The sequence below is a fragment of the Fulvimarina endophytica genome, from assembly GCF_003403015.1.
Taxonomy (GTDB): domain Bacteria; phylum Pseudomonadota; class Alphaproteobacteria; order Rhizobiales; family Rhizobiaceae; genus Fulvimarina; species Fulvimarina endophytica.
This window is the reverse complement of record NZ_QURL01000004.1, coordinates 539749-564386: the sequence shown is the minus strand read 5'-3', so window position 1 is coordinate 564386 and position 24638 is coordinate 539749. Positions and strand designations below refer to the sequence as shown.

The window sequence follows — 24638 nt, the reverse complement described above, 5'->3', positions numbered from 1 at the left end:
CGGTCGGCACGAACCGGCCGGCTCCCTGCCGCGCGGCGAACCTGCTCCTTCGAACTCCACACTCCCCCGCCGGCGCGTCTTGCGCGGGTTTACAAGTTCGGACCGATCGCGGAAGACGTTTCACCCCGATGTGAGCGCGAGAGCCGCCGGTCGAAGCGAGGTTTGAAGGACGACCATGTCTGCCATCCACAACATCCCGGCGCCTGCCGGTGACACGAGCATCGAGGCGAAGAAGCCGTTTCCCGAAGGGCGCGGGCGCACGATGACCAATGCCGCGCAGAAATACCGGCCCTATGGCCAGATCGATCTGCCGGACCGCACATGGCCCTCGAAGATCATCGACACGCCGCCGATCTGGTGCTCGGTGGATCTGCGCGACGGCAATCAGGCGCTGGTCGACCCGATGGGCCACGATCGCAAGGCCCGGTTCTTCGCGCTGCTGCTCGCGATGAACTTCAAGGAGATCGAGATCGGGTTTCCGTCCGCCTCCCAGACCGATTTCGATTTCACCCGCTGGTGCATCGAGGAGGGCGGCACGCCCGACGACGTCTCGCTGCAGGTTCTGGTGCAGTGCCGGCCCGAGCTCATCTCGCGCACCTTCGAGGCGCTGGAAGGCTCCAGTCGGCCGATCGTCCACTTCTACAATTCGACCAGCGAACTGCAGCGGCGGATCGTGTTCGACAAGGACCGCGCCGGCATCAAGCGGATCGCGACGGATGCCGCCAAGATGATCGCCGACATGGCGGCCAAGGCCGGCGGCGGATATCGTTTCCAGTATTCGCCCGAGAGCTTCACCGGAACCGAGCTGGAATTTGCTGCCGAAGTCTGCAACGCGGTCGCCGAGATCATCCAGCCGACCCCCGACAACAAGCTGATCGTCAATCTGCCGGCGACGGTCGAGATGTCGACGCCGAACGTCCATGCCGACCAGATCGAATGGATGTGCCGCAATCTCGACAATCGCGAGAACCTGATCGTCTCGATCCATCCCCACAACGATCGCGGAACCGCCGTGGCCGCCACCGAGCTCGCCTTGATGGCGGGCGGCGACCGGGTGGAGGGAACGCTCTTCGGCAATGGCGAGCGGACCGGCAATGTGGATCTCGTGACCCTGGCGCTCAATCTCTACACCCAGGGGGTCGATCCGTTGATCGACGTCTCCGACATCAACCGCATCAAGGACGTCTACGAATACTGCAACCAGCTGGCGGTCGGCGAGCGGCATCCTTACGTGGGCGAACTCGTCTACACGGCCTTTTCCGGCTCCCATCAGGATGCGATCAACAAGGGCATGAAGGCGGTCCGCCAGAAGAACGACACGCTCTGGGAAGTGCCCTATCTGCCGATCGATCCGAAGGATGTGGGGCGCTCCTACGAGGCGATCATCCGCATCAATTCCCAATCGGGCAAGGGCGGCATCGCCTATATCCTGCAGGAGGATTACGGGCTGAACCTGCCGCGCAACCTGCAGGTGGAGTTCCGCGAGGACATTCAGCGCATCACCGACGAGGGCGGCCGCGAACTCCAGGCGGCGAGCATCTACGAGCGCTTCATGGAGCGCTACGTCACCCAGCCGGAGGGGCGCCTGCGCTTCAAGGAGCATGTGACGAAGCCCGACCCGAACGTGGCCGAGGGGCGGATCGTCGAGGCGACGATCATCGACGGGGGAGAGGAGGTCACGGTCGAAGGTCGGGGCACCGGGCCGATCGACGGCTTCCTCGACGGGCTGTCGCGTCATCTGGGTGTGCCGATCTCGGTTCACGACTATTCCGAGCATTCCCTCGGTACCGGCTCGGACGCCCGCGCCATCTGCTACATGGAGATGAGCCATCCGGGCGGCCGGCTGTTCGGGGTCGCGATCCACAAGAACATCGTGACCGCCTCGCTCATCGCCATCGTCTCGGCCGCCAACCGGATCCTCGAGGGCTGATACGAGCATCGGACCGAAAAGTGGTTCCGGTTTTCGGATCATCCGATGCGTCAGACCCAAGCATCGGACCGAAAAGCGGCTCTGGTTTTTCGGATCGTCCGATGGATCGGCGGGAAAGCGAAGCCTCGGGCCCAATTTCATGGGGGTCCGAGGCTTCGAACCTCGTTGGAAGCCGGCGGGCGTCCCCCTTGGCCGGTTCGCGGGACCGGCAATCCGCATCGCCCGGCGCGTCTGACGATCCGGCGCGCCGACGGTTACCGGGTCCGCCTCGGCAGTCCCCATATGATGAGACGGCCCGACATGCCTGCATCAGAATGGATCGACTGTTTCATATTGGGACGGATCCAGCCCGATCCGTGCGCGTCCACACGTCAATTCTGGGTTCCGTAGTGCAAACATCTTGGAACTGCCACGGATCGCCGATAGGTTGACAAGACATTGACTGCACGGCGTGCGAGGCTCACGAATCGATGGCGGAAAGTTCTGAAAAGACGGCACCCCTTTCCGGCACGCGGCGGCTCGCAGACGCCGTGCGCGCCGCGAAGATCGCCGCCGCCCAGCGCTCGGACGTGGTGGTGGACATCCGGGAGGCCGACCGCGCGCGGCTGGAAATGCTCGCCGAGGAACTGGGACCGATCGCGAGCGAGGTCGGCGACGACGATCTCTTCGACTTCGTCCTCACCGGCGGCATGACCTCGCGTTACTGGATCGACGGGACCGCCCATGTGATGATGGCCCGCGACCGGCGCACCTATCGTTTCGTGCGCGAGATGCGTCTCGGCCGCGTGACGCTTGCCGAATCCACCGAGCCTCGCAAGATCGCCGATCACGTGACGACCTATGTGGCCGAGCGCATCGTCGAGAGGGACAGGGCCTTCGCCCTCGACGACGGGGTGAGCGAGCGCACGAGGGACCCGGCGCGCCAGAACACCCATCCCGAGCGCGGCATCGACCCCCTGCCGGCCTCGGATCTGACCTCGCCGATCGTCGATCGGCCGGATCGCGGGGGAAGCCGGTTCGTCACCGGGCTCGTCTGGTTCCTGCTCGGCATCGTGGCCGGCGCGGGCGTGCCGCTGCTCATATCCTATCTTTTTCTGATCTGAAGCACTGATCTGAAGCATCGGGCCGAAGCCGGGCCCGGCTTCAGGTCAGTTCCATCGCGGGCGCCCGCCGGGCTCTGTCCCGAACGGCGCGCATGCGTCCATTCGGCCGGGTGGGCACCTTTCGACCGGCCGGGCGATCACCCGAAGGTGCGCACCGGTTTCTCGGCCGGCTTCATGTCTTCGCGCGGGCGGGCATCCACCGCGCGCCCGTCCGACAGAAGCTGGCGCTCTCGCACCCAGCCGATCCCGTCGACGCTCTCGTGCAGTCCGCGCTCGCGCTGGACCAGCGACCATTCGCCGGGGCCCCCGTCGATCTCGAAGATGTTGTAGCGGGCCGCCGGTTTGTCGGTGCCGGGCGACTGGCTGGCGGAGGGAACGCCCACCACCGGCACCTTCTTTCCGTCCGTGCCGTCGAGCCAGTAGAGCGTATCGAGATGGGTGTGGCCGTGCAGCACGAGTTCGGCGCCCACGTCGCGGATGACCTTGGAGAAGAACTGCTTGCCGATCAGCCGCTTGTGCCAGGAGGCCGCGCCCGAGATCGGGGGATGGTGGATGAGCACCACCCGGAAATGGCCGGTCGAGCGGCAGCTCTCCAGGAGTCTCGCAAGCCCCAGAGCCTGCCCGCGCCGGAAGGAGCCGGTGGCGAAGAAGGGCGCCGTCGCCTCGGCCGTCGAGACGCCGAAGATCGCGACCTTGCCGCGCACCCTCAGATAAGGAAAGGAGTTGCCGATGGCGGCAAGCGGGTTGTCGCCCACGAGATACTCGTTCCATGCCTCGAAGGAGCGCTTGAGCGCACCCGGGACATAGGCGTCGTGATTGCCGGGAACGAGCGAGACGTCGTGGGGAAGACCGAGCTGTTCGAGCCAGATCCGGGCGCCCGCGATTTCCTTCTTTGTCGCCAGATTGACGAGATCGCCGGTCACCGCGATATGGTCGGGCGCCTCGGCCTTGAGGTCGAGAACGAGATCGGTGAGCGTGTCGCCGAACATCGAGCGGCGACGATTGCGGTGCCAGTTGACATAGCCGGTGACGCGCTTGGAGGCGAGTTCGCGTAAGGACAGCGAGGGAAGCGGTCCGAGATGGATGTCGGAGAGATGGGCTAGGCGATACATCGGTTATCCTGCGAAACGTCCCTTCGCTATCTATGGCCCGTCAACGCGAGAGAAACCGATGGCCTTCGAGAAACTCAAGAGACGGGTCTTTCATGCGGGCTTCCTTCTGACGCGCCCGATGACCCTCGGGGTGCGGGTCGCCGCCTTCGACGAGGCGGGCCGCGTCTTCCTCGTGCGCCACACCTATGTCTCCGGCTGGCACATGCCGGGCGGCGGGGTCGATGCCGGCGAAAGCGCCGGCGAGGCGGCTCTGCGCGAGATGGCCGAGGAGGGCAATCTCGAAGCGCCGAACGGCCTCGCCTTGCGCTCCGTCCACTTCAACCCCGCCTATTCGCGGCGCGATCACGTTCTCTTCTACGAGGCGCGCGGCGTGACCCAAACAGGGCCGAGGGCACCCGATCGCGAGATCGCCGAGACCGGCTTCTTCGCGGCGGGCGCCCTGCCGGAGGGAACGAGCCGAGCCACCCGGCGGCGCCTCGACGAACTTGTCGGCGTCGCTGTGCCCGATCCGCGCTGGTAGGTCAGGCGGCCGCCTCGCGGGCTTCGAGCCGGTGGCGGTTGTGCGGCACGGTCAGATCCTGGAACGGGCCCTTCGGCACGATCCGCGTCGGATTGATGGTGCCGTGGCTCGTGTAATAGTGGCCCTTGATGTGATGGAAGTTCACCGTCTCGGCAACGCCCGGCCACTGATAGAGCTCGAGAAGATAGCCGAAGAGATTGGGATAGTCGGCGATCTGGCGGGCATTGCACTTGAAGTGGCCGTGATAGACCGGATCGAACCGGACGAGCGTGGTGAACAGGCGCCAGTCGGCCTCGGTCGGCTCGTTCGAGTTGGTGAGATAGCGCTGGCCGGACAGGCGTTCCTCCAGTCCGTCGAGCGTCCGGAAGAGGTTGTCGAAGGCCTCCTCATAGGCGTCCTGCGTCGTGGCGAAGCCGGCCTTGTAGACGCCGTTGTTGACGTTGTCGTAGACCTCTTCGTTGATCGCATCGATCTCGGCTCGAAGATGCTCGGGCAGGAGATCCACCGAATTGTCGGCGAAGGGTGCGAAACCCGTGTTCAGGATGCGGATGAGATCAGCCGACTCGTTGTTGACGATCGTCCCGCGCTTCTTGTCCCACAGGACCGGCACGGTGACCCGGCCCGTATAGGACGGGTCGGCCTCCTGATAGACCTCGTAGAGCTTGTCCTTGCCGAGAACCGTATCGGGCACCGCGCCCGCACGGTCCGAGAATTCCCAGCCGTTCTCGCCCATATGGTAGTCGACCACCGACACCGAGATGACGTCTTCGAGCTTCTTCAGCTTGCGGGCGATCAGCGCCCGGTGGGCCCAGGGGCAGGCGAGCGAGACATAGAGGTGATAGCGCCCGGCCTCCGCGGGATAGGCTGTTCGACCGTCCGGCCCGGGCGAACCGTCCGGCGTCACCCAGTCGCGAAAATCGGTCGTGGGGCGTTCGAACTTTCCGCCATTCGATTCGGTATCGTACCACTTGTCCTGCCAAGTCCCGTCGACGAGAAGGCCCATGGACGTCTCCTTCGGCCGCCATGCGGCCCGTTCGTGTTCCTGACGAGGGGCAACCGCGCGGCGAAGCCGGCCGTTCCATGAAGAAACCGTGCGTTTCGGTTCATCGCACCGGCGAGGGGCCTCCGGAAGGTCGGCGGGAACCCGGTGGACGACCCTTAGGCCGGCTGCTAAAGCTTGGAGCGGACCATCGGAGCCCGGCAGCGGGCATGCCGGTGCGGTGGCGGGGCCTTCGGTCCTTGCGGAAAACGGCCGGAGATCTTCATGAGACGGGGCGGGCAGCGACGACGACAGGCCTGAGGCAAGGATCTCCCCTTGTTCGCAGCCCTTCGCCTGCCGCCGGCATGGCGGTCGCGATCGCCGAGAGGCGATCCCCCCGATCCGAATGACGACCCATGACAGCTTTCAGAACCGAGGCCGGACATCCTGCCGATGCGACGCCCTCTCGCGGACCGGCTCCCGTGCCGCCTCTCGCCGATCTCGTGATCCGAAGGGAGGAGCCGGGCGATGCCGCGGATGTCGAGGCCCTGTCCAGCGAGGCGTTCGGGCCGGGGCGGTTCGCGCGTGCCGCCGAGCGGGTGCGCGAGCTTCATCCGGTCGTCGAGAGCCTCTGTGCCGTGGCCGTCCTTCCGGGCGCGATCGTCGGCTCGGTGCGCCTGACGCGCCTTCCGAACGATGGCGGACTGGCCCTGATGCTCGGACCGCTCGCCGTTCGCCCGCACCTGAAGGGCAGGGGGATCGGCAAGCTCCTGATGCGCAATGCGGCCGATGCCGCGCGCCGCGAGGGGTTTTCCGCGATCTATCTCGTCGGCGACCGCTCCTATTACGCGCCTCTCGGCTACCGCCCGGTCGAGGCCGGGCGGATCGTCCTGCCGCGTCCGGCCGATCCCGGTCGGGTGCTCGTCCTCGACCTCTGACGCGGGCGCTTGGATCAGTTGCCGATCTTGACGATCGCGCGGGTGCGCAGGTCGACGATCACCGGCATGCCGCGATAATAGAAATAGCCGAAGTTCGGCGCGCCATCGACCTGGGTCAGAGACACCGAGGAGGGAACCGACGCGCCGAGCGAGGGCTCGTTCTGCATATTGGCATCGGGAACCGGATTGCTCGTCGCGAACTGAACGACGCTGACGCTCGACTGGGCGTTCGCCGGCACCGCGACGACGGCGGAAGCGAGCAATGCGGCAAGTGCGATCGTGAAACGGTTCATGCGAAACTCCTGAAGCATTCGGGCTGGAACGCCGCTTGGCTCCCGAATATACGTTCTGACCTTGGGAAGATGAATAGACGCTGAGCGGTTCCGGCCGGGCCCCGCGCCTTCGTGCGAAGCGGTGCAGATTTGCAACGGCGCAGGTGACGGGCGATGCCTGCGCAGCTCACGTCTGCGCGGGCCTGCGGGCTCGAAACCGTTGATAGACCGGTCCCGTCCCTTTCGCCGGACCCGAGCTTTCTTTAAACCCGTGACCGATCGGCGCTTTCGCCTTCGAGCCCTTCCGAGAACCGTCCGTCCGCGAGCGAGCGAAGATGTCAGCTGCGCCCCAGTCCGCCCCCACGCCGATGATGGCGCAATATATCGAGATCAAGGCGGCCAATCCCGATTGCCTCCTGTTCTATCGGATGGGCGATTTCTACGAACTCTTCTTCGACGATGCCGAGGAAGCCTCCCGCGCCCTCGGCATCACGCTCACCAAGCGCGGCAAGCATCTGGGCGAGGACATCCCCATGTGCGGCGTGCCTATCCACGCGGCCGACGACTATCTCCAGAAGCTGATCGCGCTCGGCCATCGCATCGCCGTGTGCGAACAGCTGGAAGACCCGGCCGAGGCGAGGAAGCGCGGATCGAAATCGGTGGTGCGCCGCGATGTCGTTCGCCTCGTCACGCCCGGCACCATCACCGAGGAAGCGCTGCTCCAGCCGGGCCGGGGCAATCACCTGGCCGCCCTGACGCGGCTCGGCGGCAAGGGGCGCAACGCCGAATTCGCGCTCGCCTGGACGGATCTGTCAACCGGCACCTTCCTTCTTTCGGCCACCACGGCGGAGCGTATGGAGGCCGATCTCGCCGCGATCGAGCCCTCCGAGGTGATCGTCGCCGATCCGCTCTACCGGGACGAAGCCTTCGCGCCGCTCTTCCGCCGGCTCGGGCGGCGCGCCCGGCCCGAGCCCCAGCCGCTCTTCGATGCGGCGACGGCAGCAAGCCGGATCGCGGCCTTCTTCGAGGTTGGCGCCCTCGACGGGTTCGGCGATTTCTCGCGGGCCGAACTCTCCGCCGCCGCTGCCCTCATCGCCTATCTCGGCAAGACGCAGCTCGCCGCGCGCCCGGCCCTGCGCCGACCCGAGCGGCGCCTTGCCGGCGAGACCATGGAGATCGACCCGGCGACCCGCGCCTCCCTCGAACTTCAGCGTTCGGTCCATGGCGGGCGCAAGGGAAGCCTCCTCTCGGTGATCGACCGCACGCGCAGCGGCGTCGGCGGCCGGCTTCTGGCGAGCCGCCTGTCGAGCCCGCTCACCGATCCGCGCGCGATCGGCGAGCGCCAGGCCTCGGTCTCCCATTTCGTCGAGGCGGCGGGCCTGCGCGAGGAGATCCGCCGCCGCCTCGGCGCGGTGCCCGATATCGAGCGCGCGCTCTCGCGTCTCGCGCTCGATCGCGGCGGCCCGCGCGATCTCCTGGCGATCCGAGCGGGCCTCGAAGGCGCGGCGGAGATCGCCGGGATCCTCGGCGCGGACCTGCCTGCCGAACTTGCCGGATGCACCGACGCCCTGAGGGCGCTTCCCGGTGAGCTGACCGAAACGCTGCGCATGATGCTCGGCGAGGAGGCGCCGCTTTTGAAACGCGACGGCGGCTTCGTGCGCGAAGGCGCGATCCGCGAGCTCGACGAGGCCCGCACCCTGCGCGAGGACGCCCGCCGCTTCGTCGCCGAGCTTCAGGGCCGTCTCGTCGAGGAGACCGGCATCCGGGCGCTGAAGATCAAGCACAACAACGTCCTCGGTTTCTTCGTCGAGATGAACGAGACCCATGGCAAGGCGCTGATGGCGGGCGAGGGGAGCCACCAGTTCATCCATCGCCAGACGCTCGCCTCGGCCATGCGCTTCACGACGCGCGAACTCGCCGAGCTTCAGGAGCGCATCGTCAATTCCGGCGAGGATGCGCTGCGCATCGAATTGCGGGTCTTCGACGAACTGTCGGCGGCCGCCGTCCGGCAGGCCGAAGCGCTCCAGGCGGCGTCGAGCGCGCTGGGTGCGATCGACGTCGCCGCATCCCTCGCCGAACTCGCGGTTTCGCAGGACTGGAGCCGCCCGCGCGTCGACGACAGCCTCGCCTTCCGCATCGATGGAGGGCGCCATCCAGTGGTGGAGGCGGCCCTCGCGGAGGCCCAGGGGCACAGCTTCGTGGCCAATGACTGCGACCTCTCCCCGCCCGGACGCCAGGCGGATGCCGGGGCGATCTGGCTCGTCACCGGCCCGAACATGGGCGGCAAGTCCACATTCCTGCGCCAGAACGCGCTGATCGCGATCCTCGCCCAGATCGGCGCCTATGTGCCGGCGCGCTCGGCCCATATCGGCGTGGTCGACCGGCTGTTCTCGCGCGTCGGCGCCTCGGACGAGCTCGCCGAGGGCCGATCCACCTTCATGGTCGAAATGGTCGAGACGGCCGCCATCCTCAACCAGTCCGGCGAACGGGCCCTCGTCGTCCTTGACGAGATCGGGCGGGGTACGGCGACCTATGACGGGTTGTCGATCGCGTTCGCGGCGGTCGAGCACCTGCACGAGGTCAATCGCTGCCGCTCGCTCTTCGCCACCCATTTCCACGAGATGACGGCGCTGTCCGACCGGCTCGAACGCCTGTCGAACGTGACCATGCGCGTGAAGGAATGGCGCGGCGACGTGGTCTTCCTGCACGAGGTCGGCCCGGGCGCGGCCGACCGGTCCTACGGGATCCAGGTCGCCAAGCTCGCGGGCCTGCCGAAATCCGTCGTCATGCGCGCCAAGGCGGTGCTCGCCGAACTGGAGCGCCATGACCAGCGCGACAGCCGGGGCATGTTCCTCGACGACCTGCCGCTGTTCTCGGCGGCCGTCAGACGTGCCGAGGAAGCCGAGACGCGCGCCGAGCCCGATCCGGTGGCCGAACTCCTGCGCGGGATCGACCCTGACCGGTTGACGCCGCGCGAGGCGCTGGACGCCCTCTACGCGCTGAAATCGGCGCTTGCCGAACGTTGAGACGCGACCCCCCGACCGGGCCTTGCAAGCCGGCGGATCGTGGCCGGCTAACGGTTTCGTGCTGAACGATCGCTCCTCCCGCGTGTTGCCTCAAGGATGACGGATGCGAAACCGCGTCGGCCCGTCCGGGGCCTGGCGCTGGCATCCGATAGGAACGGTGCCCACCGCGCACCTTGAGAACGAACGGGATCAGTCATGAAAAAAGCAGCTGCACTCTTCTCCGCCGCACTTCTCTCGGCCTCCACCTTCGCCATTCCGGCCTCGGCCCAGAACGCGGAGGAGATCGTTCCGGGCTCCGAGAGCCTCGGCACGTCCGACGAGGCGAACGGCGTCGGCGGCGAGCAGGTTCAGGGCGAGGACACCGATACCGATATGGGCGAGGCGGACGGCGCAGCGGTCGCAACGCCCACCACGGATGCCGGAATGGAGAGCTCCGAGGAGCGTCCGGTCGCCGCCCAGTCCACGGATGAGGACAACGATATGGCGGACGGCGACGAGGAACTCGTTCCCGGCAAGACGTCGGACTGATCGGATCCGGGATTGATCGATCAGCAGCAGGTAGCGGACGAGCGACAAGGTCCGACCCGCAGCACCGGAATGAAAAGAGCCGTGGTCTCCAGGCTGGAGGCCACGGCTTTCTCGTGGAATCGGGATCGAGGAACTCGGCTACCGGGCGTCACGAGCCCGATATCGAGATGGCCGAGATCAGCGCTGTTCGAGGCTGGACTGGCGGCTCGCGCCCGAGCGCTTCAGGTTCATGCCGATGACCGGGACGAGCTGATCGGCGACCCGCACGGACACCGTGATCGCCATGGAGTCGGGATCGGAGAGGCGCGCGACCATCGCACCCTTCAGCTGAGCGCGGTCGAGGCCGACCACCATCTTGTTGCCCTGGATCTCGCCCGAGACGATGTCGAGGCCCTTGCCCTTGGCGCCGTCCTGGAACGCGCCGCGATAGGACTTGCCGGCCTGGACCACCTCGGCTCGCATGGGCTGGGCGAAGAGGCCGACGCGGCAGGAGCCGTCGAGCACCATTCCGAGCTTCTGGGAATGCTGCAATCCATCGAAGGTGCAGGTGAACTTGGTGCCCTTGTACTTGCCCGCGACGATCTCGCCGGGACCGGCCCATTTGCCGACCGCCTGACGGAAGAAGGTCTTGTCGCCATTGGCCGCAGCCGGGCCGGAGGCGAGCGCGCCGAAGGCGACGAGGGTGGCGAGACCGAGGGTCTTCAGACGCGACATGGATGAACCTTCCGGGCTTGAAGCAAGGCTTCCGAACATTGCTCGAACTATCCGCCCGAATGGTTAACCGAGCCTTGGCAAAGCGACAATTGCAAAAAGGAGTCAGTCGCTTCGCTCAAATGATCACACCTTGCGGCCCTGCCGGGAAGCAAAGCTCGTCAGCTCCGAAAGGACGTCGCGGAGCTTGGGCCGCTCCCGCGTCATGAAGGGGAAGGGGCGGCACAGATCCATCGCCGCGATGCCGATGCGGGCGGTCAGAAGCCCGTTCACGATGCCCTCTCCGAGCCGCGCCGAAACCTTGGCGGCAACGCCGTGTCCAAGGAGCTGGGCGACGAGATCGTCGCCGATCGCGATCGATCCGGTGACGGCGAGATGCGCCACCACGTCGCGGGTGAGGCGGATGAGGCCGAGGGTGCCCGGACGTGCGCCGTAGAGTTCGGACATGCGCCGGATCAGCTTCACGCTCTCGAACAGGACATAGGAGACGTCGACGATCGCGCGCGGGCTGACGGCGGTGACGACCGATGTGCGCTTGGCGGTGGCGAGAACGAGGGCGAGGGCCTGCGCGTCGAGCGGGCCGAGAACGTCGCGCTCGGCGATGCGGATGAGGTCGGCGCCGTCGATCACCTCGTCGCGAAGATCGCGCAGCCTGGCGCGTCCGGCCGCGGTCTCCGGCCGGCTCGAGACGATCGCGTCGAGCCGCGCGACGGCGCGGTTCGCCTCCTCGCGGCTGTTGGCATGGAACGCGGCCTCGGAGGCCCGCCGGTCCTTCTCCACCGCGGACAGACGCATGAGGCCGAGGATCTCGCGCGCAACGATGCCGAGAACCGCGAAGAGCAGCAGGCCCGCCACCGACAGGGCGGCCCAGCCGAGCCAGTCCGACCGGGAAAAGAGATCGCGCACCAGTGCGTCCACCCAGAGGCCGATGCCGAGGGAGATCAGCGTTCCGAGGGCCGCAAGGGCGATCTTCGCGAAGGAGAAGCGCCTGCGCCGGGGCGCTGCCGTGGCCGGCAGATTCTTCAGATCGTCGTCGATCGCCTCGTCCGGTTCGAATTCGAGGGCTTCGATCGTAGCGATCGCGCGCGGACTGCGCGGGGCGCGGTCGATCATGGGATCGGTTGCCGCTTCGTGCGTCTCGCCCTCGCCCGGGACCCGGAAGGCTTGGGGGCGACGGCGGTGGGGATCGGTCTCGCTCATTTCAGCCGGTCCCCGACGAGGAATTCGAGCGCCCGGTCGAGGCGGATATGGGGAAGGGAAAGGGTGAGGCCCTCATCCGTGCGTTCGAGCCGGGGCGGCCTGAAGCGGACGAAGCGGATGGGATCGGCCCGTTCCGCCTTGCCGTCCGCATCGGTGAAGAGAACGCCCGGGTCCTTCGGCAGGTCGCCGGGGAAGATCGCGGTCTCGCGCCGGCCGTCGAAGGTCTCCTCGCCGATCCGCTCGCCTGCCTGGGGCACGCCGACGATCACCGGCAGATCTTCGCCACGATCCTCGATCCGCGCCTCGCGGGTCGCCCGGATCGCCGCCATGGCGATGACCTGCGTCTCGGCACCGGAAAAATCGGCCCGCTTCACCGCTCCGTCGACGAGGCGGCGCACGACCGCCTCGAGCCGCCTGTGGCTTTCGCGGTGGAGGTGGTCGGCCTTGGTTGCGGCGACGAGGATCCGGTCGATCCGGCGCGAAAGGAGAGAGCTCAGCCAGCTCGACCGGCCCGGCCGGAAGCATCTGAGGATGTCGGCGAGCGCGATCTCGAGGTCGCGGACGGCCTCCGGTCCCGCATTGATCGCCTGGAGCGCGTCGACGAGGAGGATTTGCCGGTCGAGCCGTGCGAAGTGATCGCGAAAGAAGGGTTTGACGACGACCGTCTTATAGGCCTCGTAGCGCCGTTCGAGGACCGCGCCGAGGGAGGATTTCGGATAGCTGCCGTCTTTCGCAGCGGGGATCGGCGCGAAGGTCAGGGCGGGCGAGCCTTCGAGGTCGCCGGGCATCAGGAAGCGCCCCGGCGGAAGCGTCGAGAGGGCCGTGTTATCGGAGCGCGCAGCGGTCAGATAGGCCGAGAAGGCGCGCGACAGGCGCTGGGCCGTCGGCTCGTCCATCGGGGCGGCGGGGTCCACGGCGTCCAGCGCGGCGAGGAACTCGCCGGCGATCTGCCGGCGACCCGGCAGGCGCGCCCTCTCGATGGATTCGGCCGAGAAGGTCGCGAAACTCTTGTCGATCAGCGGCAGGTCGAGGAGCCATTCACCCGGATAGTCGACGATGTCGATGGAGAGCTTGCCGCGCGAGAAGAGACGGGACCAGCCCGACGCCGACTCGTATTCGATGGTCAGCCGCAATTCGGAGATCGCGCGGGTGGAGTTCGGCCAGTCCCGCTCGTCGAGGAGGCGAGCGATGTGATCCTCGTACTGGAAGCGCGGCACCGCGTCGTCCGGCTGTTCCTCCAGATAGGTGCGCGCGATCCGGTCTCCGGCGGCGGGCGAGAACAGCGGCAGCCGTCCGCCATGCAGGAGATTGTGGACGAGGGCCGAGATGAACACGGTCTTGCCGGCCCGCGACAGGCCCGTCACGCCGAGCCTCACGGTCGGGTTGATGAGATCGGAGGTCCTGTCGGCGAGGTTGTCGAACGCGATACGCGCCTCGTCGGCAAATGATGTCATGGGGCAAGGCTCGGCATGGGTTCAGGTCGCGAGGATCATATAGGGGGCAGGACCCGCCGCTGCGACGCCCTGGAGCCTCACACCCGTGCCTCGCACCCGTGCCGGGAAGCCTTAAGCCATCTCTCGCGGCAGAAGCAGGCGGCTGAGGCTCGCCCCGCCTTTCGCCATGGTCGCAAAGCCGTCCTCGCAGGCAAATTCCGCGAAACCGCAGGTCGGCAGTCCTTCGCGCAGCTTCTGGTAGGCCTTGCTGTCCGTACCGACGAGCGAGAGCGCGAAATCCTCGATCATCGGATTGTGGCCGACGACAAGAATGGTGCTGGCATCCGTTTCCGCCTCGATGGCGGCGACATAGGCCTCGGGGCCGAAGGCGTAGAGATCGTCGGTGAACGTCGTCTTGCCGATCCGGGCGAAAGCGGGCTTTGCGATCTCGAAGGTTTCGCGCGCCCGCGCCGCGGTCGAGCACAGGACGCTGTCGATCTCGATCGCCTCGTCCTTCAATTCGTCGGCCAGCCGTTCGGCGTCGCGCCGTCCCCGCTCGTCCAGAACCCGCTGGTGGTCGCGCTGTCCCGGCAGCGCCCAGGAGGAGTGGGCGTGTCTGAGGACGAAAAGACGGGGAGACTTCGTGGCCATGAGGATTTGAATAAGCCGAACCGTGACGGACGGCAATCCGTCTTGCGTCGGGGACGCGCCCTGCGGCCTGTCTCGGGGAAAGTTCGCCGGCGTCCTCAAATCGCCATGGTTGCCGCCCGCTCTGGCGCCGCCGGGCCGCTCGCCCGGCGATGATCCGCAGGAACCCGCATGCAAGGAACGAGACCCATGCCAGACCCGATCAGGACGAACCGTTCGAAGGCCCTCACGGTCGCGATGGCGCTCGCTCTGTCGCTTCCCGCGACCGCGCTGCCGCAGACGGCGCTCGCCCAGGAACCGGCGGCGCGAGAGGCGCGCGAGCGCACCATTTCCGTTTCCGGCCATGGCGAGGCGAGGGCACGGCCGGACGAGGCGGTGCTGACCTTTTCCGTCCTGGCGCAGGGCGACAGCGCCAAGGCCGCCGTCGACGCGGCGAGCGAGAGCATGCGCGGCGTGATTTCCGCCATGCGCGAACTCGGCGCCGGCGACAGGGATCTTCAGACCGCGACCATCCAGATCCGGCCGCGATATCGACAGCCCGATCCGACGCGGCAGGACGCTGGCCAGTCCATGGAGATCGTCGGCTACGATGCGAGCAACACGCTGGTCGTCACGGTCCGCGACATCGCGAAGGTGGGCGAGTTCCTCGACAAAGCCGTCGCCGAAGGGGTCAACGAGGGCGGCGATGTCCGCTTCCAGATCTCGGACGACGAAGCGCTCCTGTCGGAGGCGCGCCGCAATGCGGTGGCGGACGGCAAGGCCAAGGCCGCGCTCTATGCCGAGGCGGCGGGGGTGCCGCTCGGCGATCTCGTCTCGATCTCCGAGCCCTCGTCCGGCTACCGTCCGGTGGAGGCGCCGATGATGCGCATGGCGGCCGAGAGCGCGGATGCGGGCGTGCCGATCGAGGCGGGCGAACTCACGCGCTCCGCCGCGATCGAGATGGTGTTCAGTCTGGGGCGCTGAGGCGGGCCGGCGGACCCGACGGTTAAAGACTGAAGTGGCTCGAGCCACGGCCTCGCTGGTTATGCCCGGCGGGGCCGCTCTTCGTTCGAACCAGCCTCAGCGCGAGCGCACGCGCTCGACGGGGCAGCCGCGCCGGTCGGCGAAGCGGACGACCGTGCGCTCGCCGCCGAGGCGGCCGGCGACGGCGATGGAGCGACCATTGGCGCGCACGACGCGGGCATGGCGAACTCCGATGCGGGCGGCCTTGTGAACCGCCTCGCGCGGGCTGCAACCCCGGTCCCGGCGCGCATCGCGCCGATGATGGCGGCCGCGATCCCCGCGCTCCCAGCCTCCATGGCGCGAATCCACGACCACCGGACCATTGCCGATGGTGACGCCGAAGCGGACGCTGTCGGCCGCTGCCGGAGCAAGGCTCGCACCGAGTGTCGCGGCGGCGACGGCTGCGGCGAGACAGGCATTGCGGATCATCGTGGAGAAGGTCATCGGAGGGCTCTTTCGCGATCGGTTTCGATGGTTCCAGTCTCGCATCCCGTCTCTGAACCCTCTCCGTCGAGGGCGTTCACCACCGGTTCAGGCTCCGGTCTTCGCATCGCCGGACGGGTGCAAACTCCCAACAAGTCCCGAGGGACCCGGCCATAAAATGTCGAAAATGCGGCAATGTCGGGAACTTCGCTCGCGCCGGGAACTTCCGCAACGGAGAAGCCGCGCGATCGCGATCCTGAAGCGAGGCGGCCAACGCAACGGATCACCTCGGGGGACGGATATCCATGACCATCAGCGAGACCAGCGCGGGACGCCATGCCCATTCGCCGACGCAGATGCCCGCGAAGGGGTGGGGCGCGGTCCTGTCCCGCGTCAAGGACCGCTTCGACGAGCACAGTGTGACGCTGATTGCGGCCGGCATCACCTTCTATGTCCTTCTCGCCTTGTTTCCGGCGATCACCGCGCTCGTTTCGATCTATGGTCTCGTCGCAGACCCGCAGACGATCCAGTCCCACGTCGCAAATCTCGAAGGCATCGTTCCCCAGAGTGCGCTCCAAGTTCTGGAGGGCCAGCTCCAGCGCCTGACCAGCCAGTCGAGTTCGTCCCTGTCCTTCGCCTTCGCCGGCTCTCTTCTCCTGTCGATCTATTCCTCGACGAAAGGCGTGAAGGCCCTCTTCAAGGCGATGAACATCGCCTATGAGGAGACGGACGATCGGGGCTTCCTGAAGACCAATCTTCTGTCCATGGGCTTCGTCCTCGCCAGCATCGTTCTCGTGATCCTGGCGCTCGGAACGATCGTGGTCCTGCCTTCGGTGTTCTCGGTCCTGCCGATTCCGTCCAGTCTCGCCTGGGTGGTCGCCGTGGTGCCGCCGATCGTCCTCGCCGTGATCGCGGTCCTCTGGGTCGGTGCCCTGTTCCGGCTCGGACCCGACCGGCGCGGCGCGAAGGTGAAATGGCTGACGCCCGGCGCGGTGCTGACGATCCTCGGCTGGCTCGCAGCCTCGGTGGCCTTCTCCTTCTACGCCTCCAACATCAAGAATTTCGACGCGACCTATGGGTCGATGGCCTCGGTCATCGTCTTCCTGATGTGGACGTGGATCATGATGATCGTCCTCCTCGCCGGGGCCGAGGTGAACGCACAGCTCGAGCACCAGACGGCGGAGGATACGACGGTGGGCCGGGAGCGGGCGCCCGGCGAGCGCAGGGCCGCGCTCGCCGATCAGATCGCGGCGTTGAAAAGCCCTCGCTAACGCCAGGGCAATGGCCCGCGACCAAGGGTTATGCCGGGGCCGGGCCATCGCGTTCGTCGGCGCCCTTGCGTATTCGCGATGATGAACGGCGAAACGAAAAAAGCCGCCCGCGCCGGAAGGCTGCGGGCGGCTGGTTCTCTTTGTGGCGTCCTCGTCTCTTGCCGGTCATGCCGGGACGAAGACGCTCCCCGTTGATGGGATCGATCCGGTCAGATCTTTCCGTCGAGACCCTGCTGGTAGTATTTATGGACGATCTTGTCCTGGTTCTCGAGGAGCCAGTCGATGGACGGCTCGTTGGTCATCGCCTTGCGGATGGCATTGGTCATGCCCTTGCGATGGATCTCGAACAGCGCCTTGTGGTCGATCGTCTCCTGCTCGATGATCGCCGGGGCGAGCCAGACCGAGCAGATGATGCCGAGATCGTTGACCTTGTCCTTGGGCAGGATGCCCTCGCGCACGGCGTCGAGAACACCGTTGGCGATGGCGAACTGGACGGTTCCCATGAGGATGTTGGTATAGCGCAGGTCCTCGACGGTCACCTTCGAGACGCAGAGCGTGACCGGGCGGACCATGATGTCGGTGTTCAGCAGCGCGAAGACGCGGCTGTGTCCGGCGACCTGATCGCCGGTCAGCGTCGCGAGCGCGGTCCCGACCGGGCCGTCGAGCTCGCCGATGACGACCTCGGGTTCGGCCGCGGTGCCCGGAGGCCCGCCTGCGACGAGAGCTTCGCCGGTGCGCATGACGATACGGTCGGACATGGGATCTCCAGAGTTTTCGCTTCGGTGCCCAGGCGCCGGTAGCAGATCGCAAGGGGCCGCCGCAAGCCGAGGATTTCCCGGTTTTCGCGGGCTAGGCGTCAAGTTTCGCGCCGCTCAGCCGGCCCTGTGCGTCACAGATCGCGCCAGAAGACGAGGGCGTCGACGGGGCCGTCCACGGGGTGATCGAAGGCCTTCGGCAGGCGCCCGACCTCGGCAAAGCCGAGCGAGCGCCACAGATGGACGGCTGCGGCGTTCGCCTCCACGACGAAGTTGAACTGCATCGCCCGGAAGCCGCGCTGCCCGGCCTCGCTCAAGGAATGAAGCGCCATCGCCCGGGCAAGGCCGCGTCCGCGCGCTTTCTCCGAGACCGCATAGCCGCAATTGGCCACATGAGACCCGCCACCGGCCTGGTTGCGCTTCAGGTAGTAGGTGCCCCGGATCTCGCCGTCGAGGAGGGCGACGAAGCTCGTCCGATCGGTGCCGAGCCAATAGTCGAGGGCCGCGTCCTCGGTGAGGTCGCGGTCGAGGGCATAGGTCTCGCCGGCCCTCAGAACCGGTTCGAGGATCGCCCAGATGGCTGGGCGGTCCTCACGCTCGGCCGGACGGATCGAGGGCTGCGTGTCCATAGCCGGGCTCTCAGGCTTCGAGGACGCTCTTCTCGGCGATCGTCGAATCCGCATTGAGCTTGTAGACGATGGGAACGCCGGTCGCGATCTCGTATTTCAGGATCTCGTCCGGGGTCAGGCCTTCGAGCGCCATCACCAGCGCGCGCAGGGAATTGCCGTGGGCCGAGACGATGACCGTGTTGCCGCGCAGGACCGTCGGCTGGATCACGTGGAGATAATAGGGCCAGGTCCGCGCGCCCGTGTCCTTCAGGCTTTCCCCGCCCGGGGGCGGCACGTCGTAGGACCGGCGCCAGACATGCACCTGGTCCTCGCCCCACTTCTCGCGCGCATCGTCCTTGTTCAGACCCGCAAGGTCGCCATAGTCCCGCTCGTTGAGGGCGACGTTCTCGCTGATCTCGAGATCGGTCTGGCCGATGGTCTCGAGAATGAGCTTCAGGGTGCGCTGGGCCCGGCCGAGCTTGGAGGTGAAGCCCCTGTCGAAGGAGGCGTGGCCGGCGGCCTTCAGGCGTTCGCCCGCAGCCTTCGCCTCCGCGACGCCCGCCTCGGTGAGGTCGGGGTCCTTCCAGCCGGTGAAGAGGTTCTTCTTGTTCCATTCGCTCTGGCCGTGGCGGACGAGGACGAGGGTGCCGGACATCGGGATGGGTCCTTTGAGAGAGGAGGTTTAGGAGAGGGAATCAGGGTCGTCCGGTCGTTTCGGCGCCGAGGCCGAGAACGTCCCGCATGGAATAGAGGCCGGGCGCGCGGCCCTTGGTCCACAGGGCGGCCGAGACCGCGCCGCGCGCGAAGATCTCCCGGTCGCCGGCCAGATGGGTGAGCTCGATGCGTTCGCCTTCGCCGGCGAAGATCACCGAATGCTCGCCCACCACCGAGCCGCCGCGAAGCGTGGCGAAGCCGATCGTGCCGGCCTCGCGCGGGCCGGTCTGTCCGTCGCGCACCCGCACGCTCTCCTCGGCGAGGTCGACCTGACGGCCCTTCGCCGCCGCCTCGCCCAGAAGCAGCGCCGTGCCGGACGGCGCGTCCACCTTGTGGCGGTGATGCATTTCGAGGATCTCGATATCGAAGAGGTCGGAGGGCAGGGCCCGGGCCGCCTGTTCGACGAGACCGGCGAGCAGGTTGACGCCGAGGCTCATATTGCCGGACTTGACGATCGCGCAGCGCTCGGCGGCCCGTGCGATCGCCGCCTCGTGATCGGCCGAGAACCCGGTCGTTCCGATGATATGGGCAGCGCCGGCCTTCGCGGCCGCTTCGGCCAGCATCGCGCTCGCGCCGGGCGCTGAGAAGTCGATCACCGCATCGGCCTTCGAAAGCGCGGACGCGATGTCCGATGTCACGGTGACCCCGAGCGGCTTCAGGCCCGCGAGCATTCCCGCATCGTCGCCGAGCGCCGACGAACTGGCCGGCTCGAGCGCGCCGACGAGTTTCGCGCCACGGGCCTCGGCGACGATCCTGACGATCGTCCGCCCCATGCGGCCCGCCGCACCGAAAACCACGATCTGAGTGTCGTCCATGCCATCTCGCCTTCGCGCTTGCCGAGCGGTCCCGCCCGCCCGATCAGGCGAGCGTCACGATGTCGTCGCCCTGGCGTCTGTTCTGCAGGGCGTAGAAACGGGCATAGAGGCCATTGGGCCTGTCGACAAGCTCCTCGTGGGTGCCGGCTTCCGCGATCACGCCCTTGTCGATGACGAGGATCTGGTCGGCATTGACGATCGTGGACAGACGATGGGCGACGACGATGGTCGTGCGGTCGCGCATGGCCGCCTCCAGCGCCTCCTGGACGAGGGTCTCGGACTGGGTGTCGAGGGCGCTCGTCGCTTCGTCGAGAAGCAGGATCGGCGCATTGCGCACCAGCGCGCGGGCGATCGAGAGCCTCTGTCTCTGGCCGCCGGAAAGGGTCACGCCGTTCTCGCCGAGCGGCGTGTCGTAGCCCTCCGGCTGGCGCAGGATGAACTCTTCGGCCTGGGCCTTGCGCGCGGCGTCCCGCACCTCCTCGTCGCTCGCGTCGGGGCGTCCGAGGCGGATATTCTCGCCGATGGTTCCCTCGAACAGATACGGCGTCTGGGGCACGTAGGCGATCTGGCTGCGCAGCGAGGCCTTCGTCACCTCGCGGATATCGGTCCCGTCGACGCGGATGGCGCCTCCTTCCACGTCGTAGAAGCGCTGGATGAGGGAGACGATGGTCGACTTGCCGCCGCCGGAGGCGCCGATGACGGCGGTGGTCTTCGCCGCGGGCGCGGTGAAGCTGAGATTCCTCAGCACCTTCTCGCTCGGATGATAGGAGAAGGTCACGTCGTCGAAGACGATCTCGCCCCTGTCGATCGCGAGCGGGCGGGCATTGCCCGCATCGGCCTGGCGCGGCTCGATGTCGAGGATCTCGTAGATCATCGCGGCGTTGACCATAGCCCGTTCGAGCTGGACCTGGAGTTTGGCGAGGCGCCGTGCCGGATCGTAGGCGAGAAGCAGGGCGGTGATGAAGGCGAACATGGCGCCCGGCGAATAGCCGTAGACGATGGCGCGATAGCCCGAATAGGCGATGACGCCGGCGATCGCGAGGCCCGCGACGACCTCGGTGACCGGCGTCGTGCGCTCGGTGATCGAGGCGATGCGGTTGGAGCGCTCCTCGGCCCGTTCCACGAGGACTTCGAGGCGCTCGGTGAGGGGGCGCTCCATGGTGAACGCCTTGACCACGGTGATGCCCTGGGCGGCCTCCTGCATGGAGGCGAGGACGCGGGCGTTGACGTCCACCACCTCGCGTGTCGCGGTTCGCAGTTTCCGGGCGAGCCCCGCGATCATGATGGTGATGGGCGGCGCGGCGAGCAGCGCGATGAAGGAGAGGATCGGATCCTGGTAGATCATCACGCCCACCAGGAAGACGAGGCTGAGCAGGTCGCGGGCAAGGGAGGTGATGGTGAGGTTCAGCGTGTCGCGGATGCCGGTCACGTTCTGGTTGACGCGGGCGGCGAGCTGGGCGGAGCGGTTGTCGGCGAAGAAGTCGACCGACAGCTCCGTCAGCTTGGTGAAGAGCCGCCGCTGATAGCGCGCGACGATGTTGTTGCCGATCCGCGCGAGAAGAACGCCCTGGCCGTAGGAGGCAAAGCCCCGCACGACGAAGGTGAGGAAGACGATGAGCGGCAGGGTGACGATCGCCGCGCGATTGCCCTCCACGAAGATCTCGTCGATCACGTCTCGCATGATCCAGGCGAGGAAGGCGGTGGTTCCCGCAACGAGGATCAGGCAGACGATCGCGATCGCATACTGCTTGACGAAGCGATGGGCGTTTTCCTCGAACATGCGCCGGATGAGCCGCAGCATCACGCCGCGATCCTCACGCTGTTTCAGGCGCAGCTTGCGGGGTTTGCGGGCAAGGGGGGTCTGTTCGGGATCTGCCATGACGCCGGCCTATAACCGTGGAAGGCCGCCATGCCTATCGCGGGGCGCCTCGATTTCGTTTCCGAAGCGTTCGATCCATGCAATTCACGCGCCGACCGCGATATTCCTGCATCGCTCCAGATCGTCCCGCATTCGTCCGCATCGCCCCGCTTTCGCTTGGCCAGCAATGATTTAAGCCTGTAAAACGCCCGTATGGCGATCGAATATGCGATCGATCGATTGTTCCGCGCGTTAAGTAAACGTCATTGTGCTTGTGTCAGTGTCCGGGCCGAACAGGACCGAACCCGGAGTTTGAAGCAGGCAATGTCGATTGTCCTACGACTGGTGTTGACGTGCTGCATCTTCGTGGTGCTGACGATCGCCGTCGCCGTTCTGTCCCTGCGAACCCAGACCGCCGCACTCGACCTGTCGGTGCAGACCCATGACAGCGCCGTGGTGCCGCTCGACCGGCTGCTCGCGGCCCGGGAGCGGGTGAACGTCCTCGAGACGAAACTCCAGACGATCCGGGAGCTTGCACCGGCCGAAGCGGGCGGACGCCTCAGCGACAGCGAGGCCGGCGATCTGCGGCAGGCCATCGAATTCATCCGCGCCGATATCGACATCGCCCAGATGGTCCCGCTTCCCCAGTCCACGGCCAATGCTATGGGCAACCTGCGCTATCAGCTGAGCCGGCTGGCGCAGACCGACGGCGTGGTATCCCAACGCTTCGCGCGCTCGGAACTCGCCAGTCTCTCGAAGGAACTCGAAGACGCGATCGCAACCACCCAGAGCAGTCTTCACATGCTGAAGACGCAGGCGCAGGAAAAGGCCCAGACCGGCTTCTGGATGATCGGCACTCTCGTCGCCGTCAGTCTCGCCGCCTTCGCCGCCGCCACGCTGCTTCTCGCGCGATCGATCTTGAAGGCGCTGTCCGACGCCGAGAAGGTGGCCGCCAATATCGGCTCGGACGAATGGAGCGAACCGGAGACGCAAGGTGCGCCCTCGGAGACGCGCGCCATGCTGCAGTGTTTCTCGGCCATCAATGCGCAGGTCGTGTCCATGGCGGCGACCCTTTCGAATCGGTCGAATTCCCTGGCCGGTCAGCTGGAGGCCAAGCAGGACCATCTCTCGGCCGCCCTCGACAACATGACCCAAGGGCTCTGCATGCTCGACGGGAAGAAGAACCTCGTGATGGCGAACGAGGTTTTCGCCTCCTATTTCGGCCACCAGCCGATCGGCACCCCGGCCCGCAAGTTCCTGAGCGATCCGCGCATCTACGCACCGCTGGCGCCGAACGAGACGGCCGCCATGCAGACCGAGACGGAGCGGGGCGAGGTGATGGCGGTCCGGCGCCACGGCATGTCCGATCGCGGTCTTCTCGTCACCTTCGACGACGTGACGGAGCGCCAGAAGATCGCCCGCGAACTGGAGCATATCGCGGCTCACGACGGCCTCACCGATCTGCCCAACCGCTATCGTTTCGTCGAGGAAGTGGACCGTGCGCTGTCCAAGCGGGCGGACGACGTGACGCTCTTCGTCCTCGACCTGCGCAATTTCAAGTCGATCAACGACACCTATGGCCACGCCATCGGCGACGGGATCCTCGTCGCGGTCGGCGCTCGGCTGCGCGCGGAGACCGGAAAGAAGGCGTTCGTCGCGCGTCTCGGCGGCGACGAGTTCGGCCTCCTGCTTCCCGGTCCCCAGGATGCCATGCGTCTGAGGACGATATCGGACCAGCTGATCGGCGCGCTTTCCGAACCCTTCGACATCGAGGGCCGGCGGATTGCGGTCGCGCCGCTCTTCGGTCTCGCCCATTCGAGCATCGCACGGCGCGATGGCAAGGAGGATGCCGACTTCCTCCTGCAGAACTGCGATCTCGCGATCGACGAAGCCAAGCGCACCGGCCAGTCGGCCCTCATCTTCACTCCTGTCCTGCGCGAGCGCCAGCGCGAACGCCGCGAGATGGAGTTCGACCTGCGCCAGGCGGTGAGAAACGGCGAACTCGTCCTCCACTACCAGCCCCTCGTGGATGCTGGGCGCTGCGCCGTCAGCGGATTCGAGGCCCTGATGCGCTGGGAGCACCCGACCAGGGGGTTCCTCTCCCCCAGCGTGTTCATCCCGCTCGCCGAGGAGATCGGGATCATCGAGGAGATGGGCGCCTGGACGCTGCAGACGGCCTGCCGGGAGGCCGCCTCATGGTCGTCCGACCTCTCGGTCTCGGTGAACATGTCGCCGATCCAGTTCGGCAGCGCGACCCTGCTGCAGGATCTCGACCGGGCACTCGCCGAATCCGGCCTCGACCCCAAAAGGCTTCAGATCGAGGTCACGGAGTCGGTCCTCATGCACGAGGGCGACAGGACCATCGGCATGCTGCGCGCAATGCGCGAGCGCGGCCTGACGCTTTCCATGGACGATTTCGGCACGGGATATTCCTCGCTCGGCTACATCTCCCGCTTCCCCTTCGACAAGATCAAGATCGACCAGTCCTTCGTGCGCGACCTGCGGCGTCCGGAGAACATCGCCATCGTCCGCTCGATCATCAGCCTCTCGCGCGCCCTCAACATGAACGTCCTTGCCGAGGGCATCGAGACGCGCGAGCAGATGGACATCCTCATCAACGAGGGCTGCACCGACATGCAGGGCTACTTCTTCGCCAAGCCGCGCCCGGCAACCGATATCGCAGGCGTGGTCGCAGAGATCGACGCGCGCTGGTCCGCCGATCTTTCCATGCCGAGCGCGCGGGCCGGTCGGGCGATCGCCCGCAACGGGAGCAAGTGATTGGGAAGATAAAG

At 66.8% G+C, this 24638-nt stretch carries 22 protein-coding genes; 9 read left to right on the top strand and 13 right to left on the bottom strand.

From position 1 onward, the window contains the following. The first annotated feature begins 262 nt into the window (after window positions 1-262). A complete protein-coding gene (leuA, locus tag DYI37_RS12025) occupies window positions 263-1930 on the top strand; it encodes a 2-isopropylmalate synthase (RefSeq protein ID WP_116683530.1) in 1668 nt (555 codons plus the stop codon). A 470-nt stretch (window positions 1931-2400) separates the two neighbouring features. Further along, entirely contained in the window at window positions 2401-3033 is a 633-nt protein-coding gene (locus DYI37_RS12020; protein ID WP_116683448.1) for a hypothetical protein, read from the top strand. 137 nt (window positions 3034-3170) lie between these two features. Here the strand turns inward: DYI37_RS12020 and DYI37_RS12015 are convergent, their stop codons facing one another. Next, window positions 3171-4145 carry a metallophosphoesterase family protein gene (locus tag DYI37_RS12015; RefSeq protein WP_116683447.1) on the bottom strand — a complete coding sequence of 325 codons (975 nt, stop codon included), beginning with the start codon at window positions 4143-4145 and terminating at the stop codon, window positions 3171-3173. A 58-nt stretch (window positions 4146-4203) separates the two neighbouring features. Here DYI37_RS12015 and DYI37_RS12010 point away from each other — a divergent pair, with 58 nt between their 5' ends. Continuing rightward, the gene (locus DYI37_RS12010; RefSeq protein ID WP_116683446.1) at window positions 4204-4665 is read left to right on the top strand and encodes an NUDIX domain-containing protein; all 462 of its coding nucleotides are present in this window, start codon (window positions 4204-4206) and stop codon (window positions 4663-4665) included. Between the two features lies 1 nt (window position 4666). Here DYI37_RS12010 and DYI37_RS12005 read toward each other — a convergent pair whose 3' ends face one another. Then, complete coding sequence (locus DYI37_RS12005) at window positions 4667-5668, bottom strand: glutathione S-transferase family protein (protein WP_116683445.1); 1002 nt, start codon at window positions 5666-5668, stop codon at window positions 4667-4669. Between the two features lie 392 nt (window positions 5669-6060). Here DYI37_RS12005 and DYI37_RS12000 point away from each other — a divergent pair, with 392 nt between their 5' ends. Continuing rightward, window positions 6061-6582, top strand: a complete 522-nt coding sequence (locus DYI37_RS12000; RefSeq protein WP_116683444.1) for a GNAT family N-acetyltransferase — start codon at window positions 6061-6063, stop codon at window positions 6580-6582. Window positions 6583-6596: 14 nt separating this feature from the next. Here DYI37_RS12000 and DYI37_RS11995 read toward each other — a convergent pair whose 3' ends face one another. Further along, window positions 6597-6875, bottom strand: coding sequence for a DUF1236 domain-containing protein (locus DYI37_RS11995; protein WP_158555161.1), 279 nt, complete (start codon window positions 6873-6875; stop codon window positions 6597-6599). Between the two features lie 314 nt (window positions 6876-7189). On the opposite strand from DYI37_RS11995, the gene mutS reads away from it, so the two are divergent. Further along, a complete protein-coding gene (gene mutS / locus DYI37_RS11990) occupies window positions 7190-9880 on the top strand; it encodes a DNA mismatch repair protein MutS (RefSeq protein WP_116683442.1) in 2691 nt (896 codons plus the stop codon). A gap of 195 nt (window positions 9881-10075) precedes the next feature. Next, entirely contained in the window at window positions 10076-10408 is a 333-nt protein-coding gene (locus DYI37_RS11985) for a hypothetical protein (protein ID WP_116683441.1), read from the top strand. 177 nt (window positions 10409-10585) lie between these two features. Here the strand turns inward: DYI37_RS11985 and DYI37_RS11980 are convergent, their stop codons facing one another. From DYI37_RS11980 to DYI37_RS11965, 4 genes are all read right to left on the bottom strand, one after another. Continuing rightward, entirely contained in the window at window positions 10586-11122 is a 537-nt protein-coding gene (locus tag DYI37_RS11980) for a hypothetical protein (protein WP_116683440.1), read from the bottom strand. Between the two features lie 123 nt (window positions 11123-11245). After that, window positions 11246-12319: a YcjF family protein gene (locus tag DYI37_RS11975; protein WP_116683439.1), complete on the bottom strand. Its 1074-nt coding sequence runs from the start codon at window positions 12317-12319 to the stop codon at window positions 11246-11248. Next, window positions 12316-13773, bottom strand: coding sequence for a YcjX family GTP-binding protein (locus DYI37_RS11970; RefSeq protein ID WP_116683438.1), 1458 nt, complete (start codon window positions 13771-13773; stop codon window positions 12316-12318). Before DYI37_RS11970 ends, DYI37_RS11975 begins: the two co-directional genes overlap by 4 nt. Before the next feature lie 111 nt (window positions 13774-13884). Beyond that, window positions 13885-14403, bottom strand: a complete 519-nt coding sequence (locus DYI37_RS11965) for a SixA phosphatase family protein (protein ID WP_116683437.1) — start codon at window positions 14401-14403, stop codon at window positions 13885-13887. A gap of 186 nt (window positions 14404-14589) precedes the next feature. Between DYI37_RS11965 and DYI37_RS11960 the strand changes: the two genes are divergently transcribed. Continuing rightward, complete coding sequence (locus tag DYI37_RS11960; protein ID WP_116683436.1) at window positions 14590-15363, top strand: SIMPL domain-containing protein; 774 nt, start codon at window positions 14590-14592, stop codon at window positions 15361-15363. Between the two features lie 96 nt (window positions 15364-15459). Here DYI37_RS11960 and DYI37_RS11955 read toward each other — a convergent pair whose 3' ends face one another. Then, window positions 15460-15846 carry a hypothetical protein gene (locus tag DYI37_RS11955; protein ID WP_116683435.1) on the bottom strand — a complete coding sequence of 129 codons (387 nt, stop codon included), beginning with the start codon at window positions 15844-15846 and terminating at the stop codon, window positions 15460-15462. A 284-nt stretch (window positions 15847-16130) separates the two neighbouring features. Here DYI37_RS11955 and DYI37_RS11950 point away from each other — a divergent pair, with 284 nt between their 5' ends. Next, entirely contained in the window at window positions 16131-17096 is a 966-nt protein-coding gene (locus DYI37_RS11950) for a YihY/virulence factor BrkB family protein (protein WP_116683434.1), read from the top strand. 209 nt (window positions 17097-17305) lie between these two features. Here DYI37_RS11950 and DYI37_RS11945 read toward each other — a convergent pair whose 3' ends face one another. The 5 genes from DYI37_RS11945 to DYI37_RS11925 form a co-directional block, all read right to left on the bottom strand. After that, entirely contained in the window at window positions 17306-17854 is a 549-nt protein-coding gene (locus tag DYI37_RS11945) for a formaldehyde-activating enzyme (RefSeq protein ID WP_116683433.1), read from the bottom strand. 131 nt (window positions 17855-17985) lie between these two features. Further along, a complete protein-coding gene (locus DYI37_RS11940) occupies window positions 17986-18480 on the bottom strand; it encodes a GNAT family N-acetyltransferase (protein ID WP_116683432.1) in 495 nt (164 codons plus the stop codon). A gap of 10 nt (window positions 18481-18490) precedes the next feature. Beyond that, the gene (locus DYI37_RS11935) at window positions 18491-19114 is read right to left on the bottom strand and encodes a 2,3-bisphosphoglycerate-dependent phosphoglycerate mutase (RefSeq protein ID WP_116683431.1); all 624 of its coding nucleotides are present in this window, start codon (window positions 19112-19114) and stop codon (window positions 18491-18493) included. Window positions 19115-19154: 40 nt separating this feature from the next. Then, window positions 19155-19988, bottom strand: a complete 834-nt coding sequence (gene dapB / locus DYI37_RS11930) for a 4-hydroxy-tetrahydrodipicolinate reductase (protein WP_116683430.1) — start codon at window positions 19986-19988, stop codon at window positions 19155-19157. 43 nt (window positions 19989-20031) lie between these two features. Further along, on the bottom strand, window positions 20032-21867 hold the full coding sequence (locus tag DYI37_RS11925) for an ABC transporter ATP-binding protein (protein ID WP_116683429.1): 1836 nt from the start codon (window positions 21865-21867) through the stop codon (window positions 20032-20034). 324 nt (window positions 21868-22191) lie between these two features. Between DYI37_RS11925 and DYI37_RS11920 the strand changes: the two genes are divergently transcribed. Further along, window positions 22192-24624 (top strand): EAL domain-containing protein, encoded by a 2433-nt coding sequence (locus tag DYI37_RS11920; protein ID WP_245413892.1) that lies wholly within the window; start codon window positions 22192-22194, stop codon window positions 24622-24624. Window positions 24625-24638: the final 14 nt, after the last annotated feature.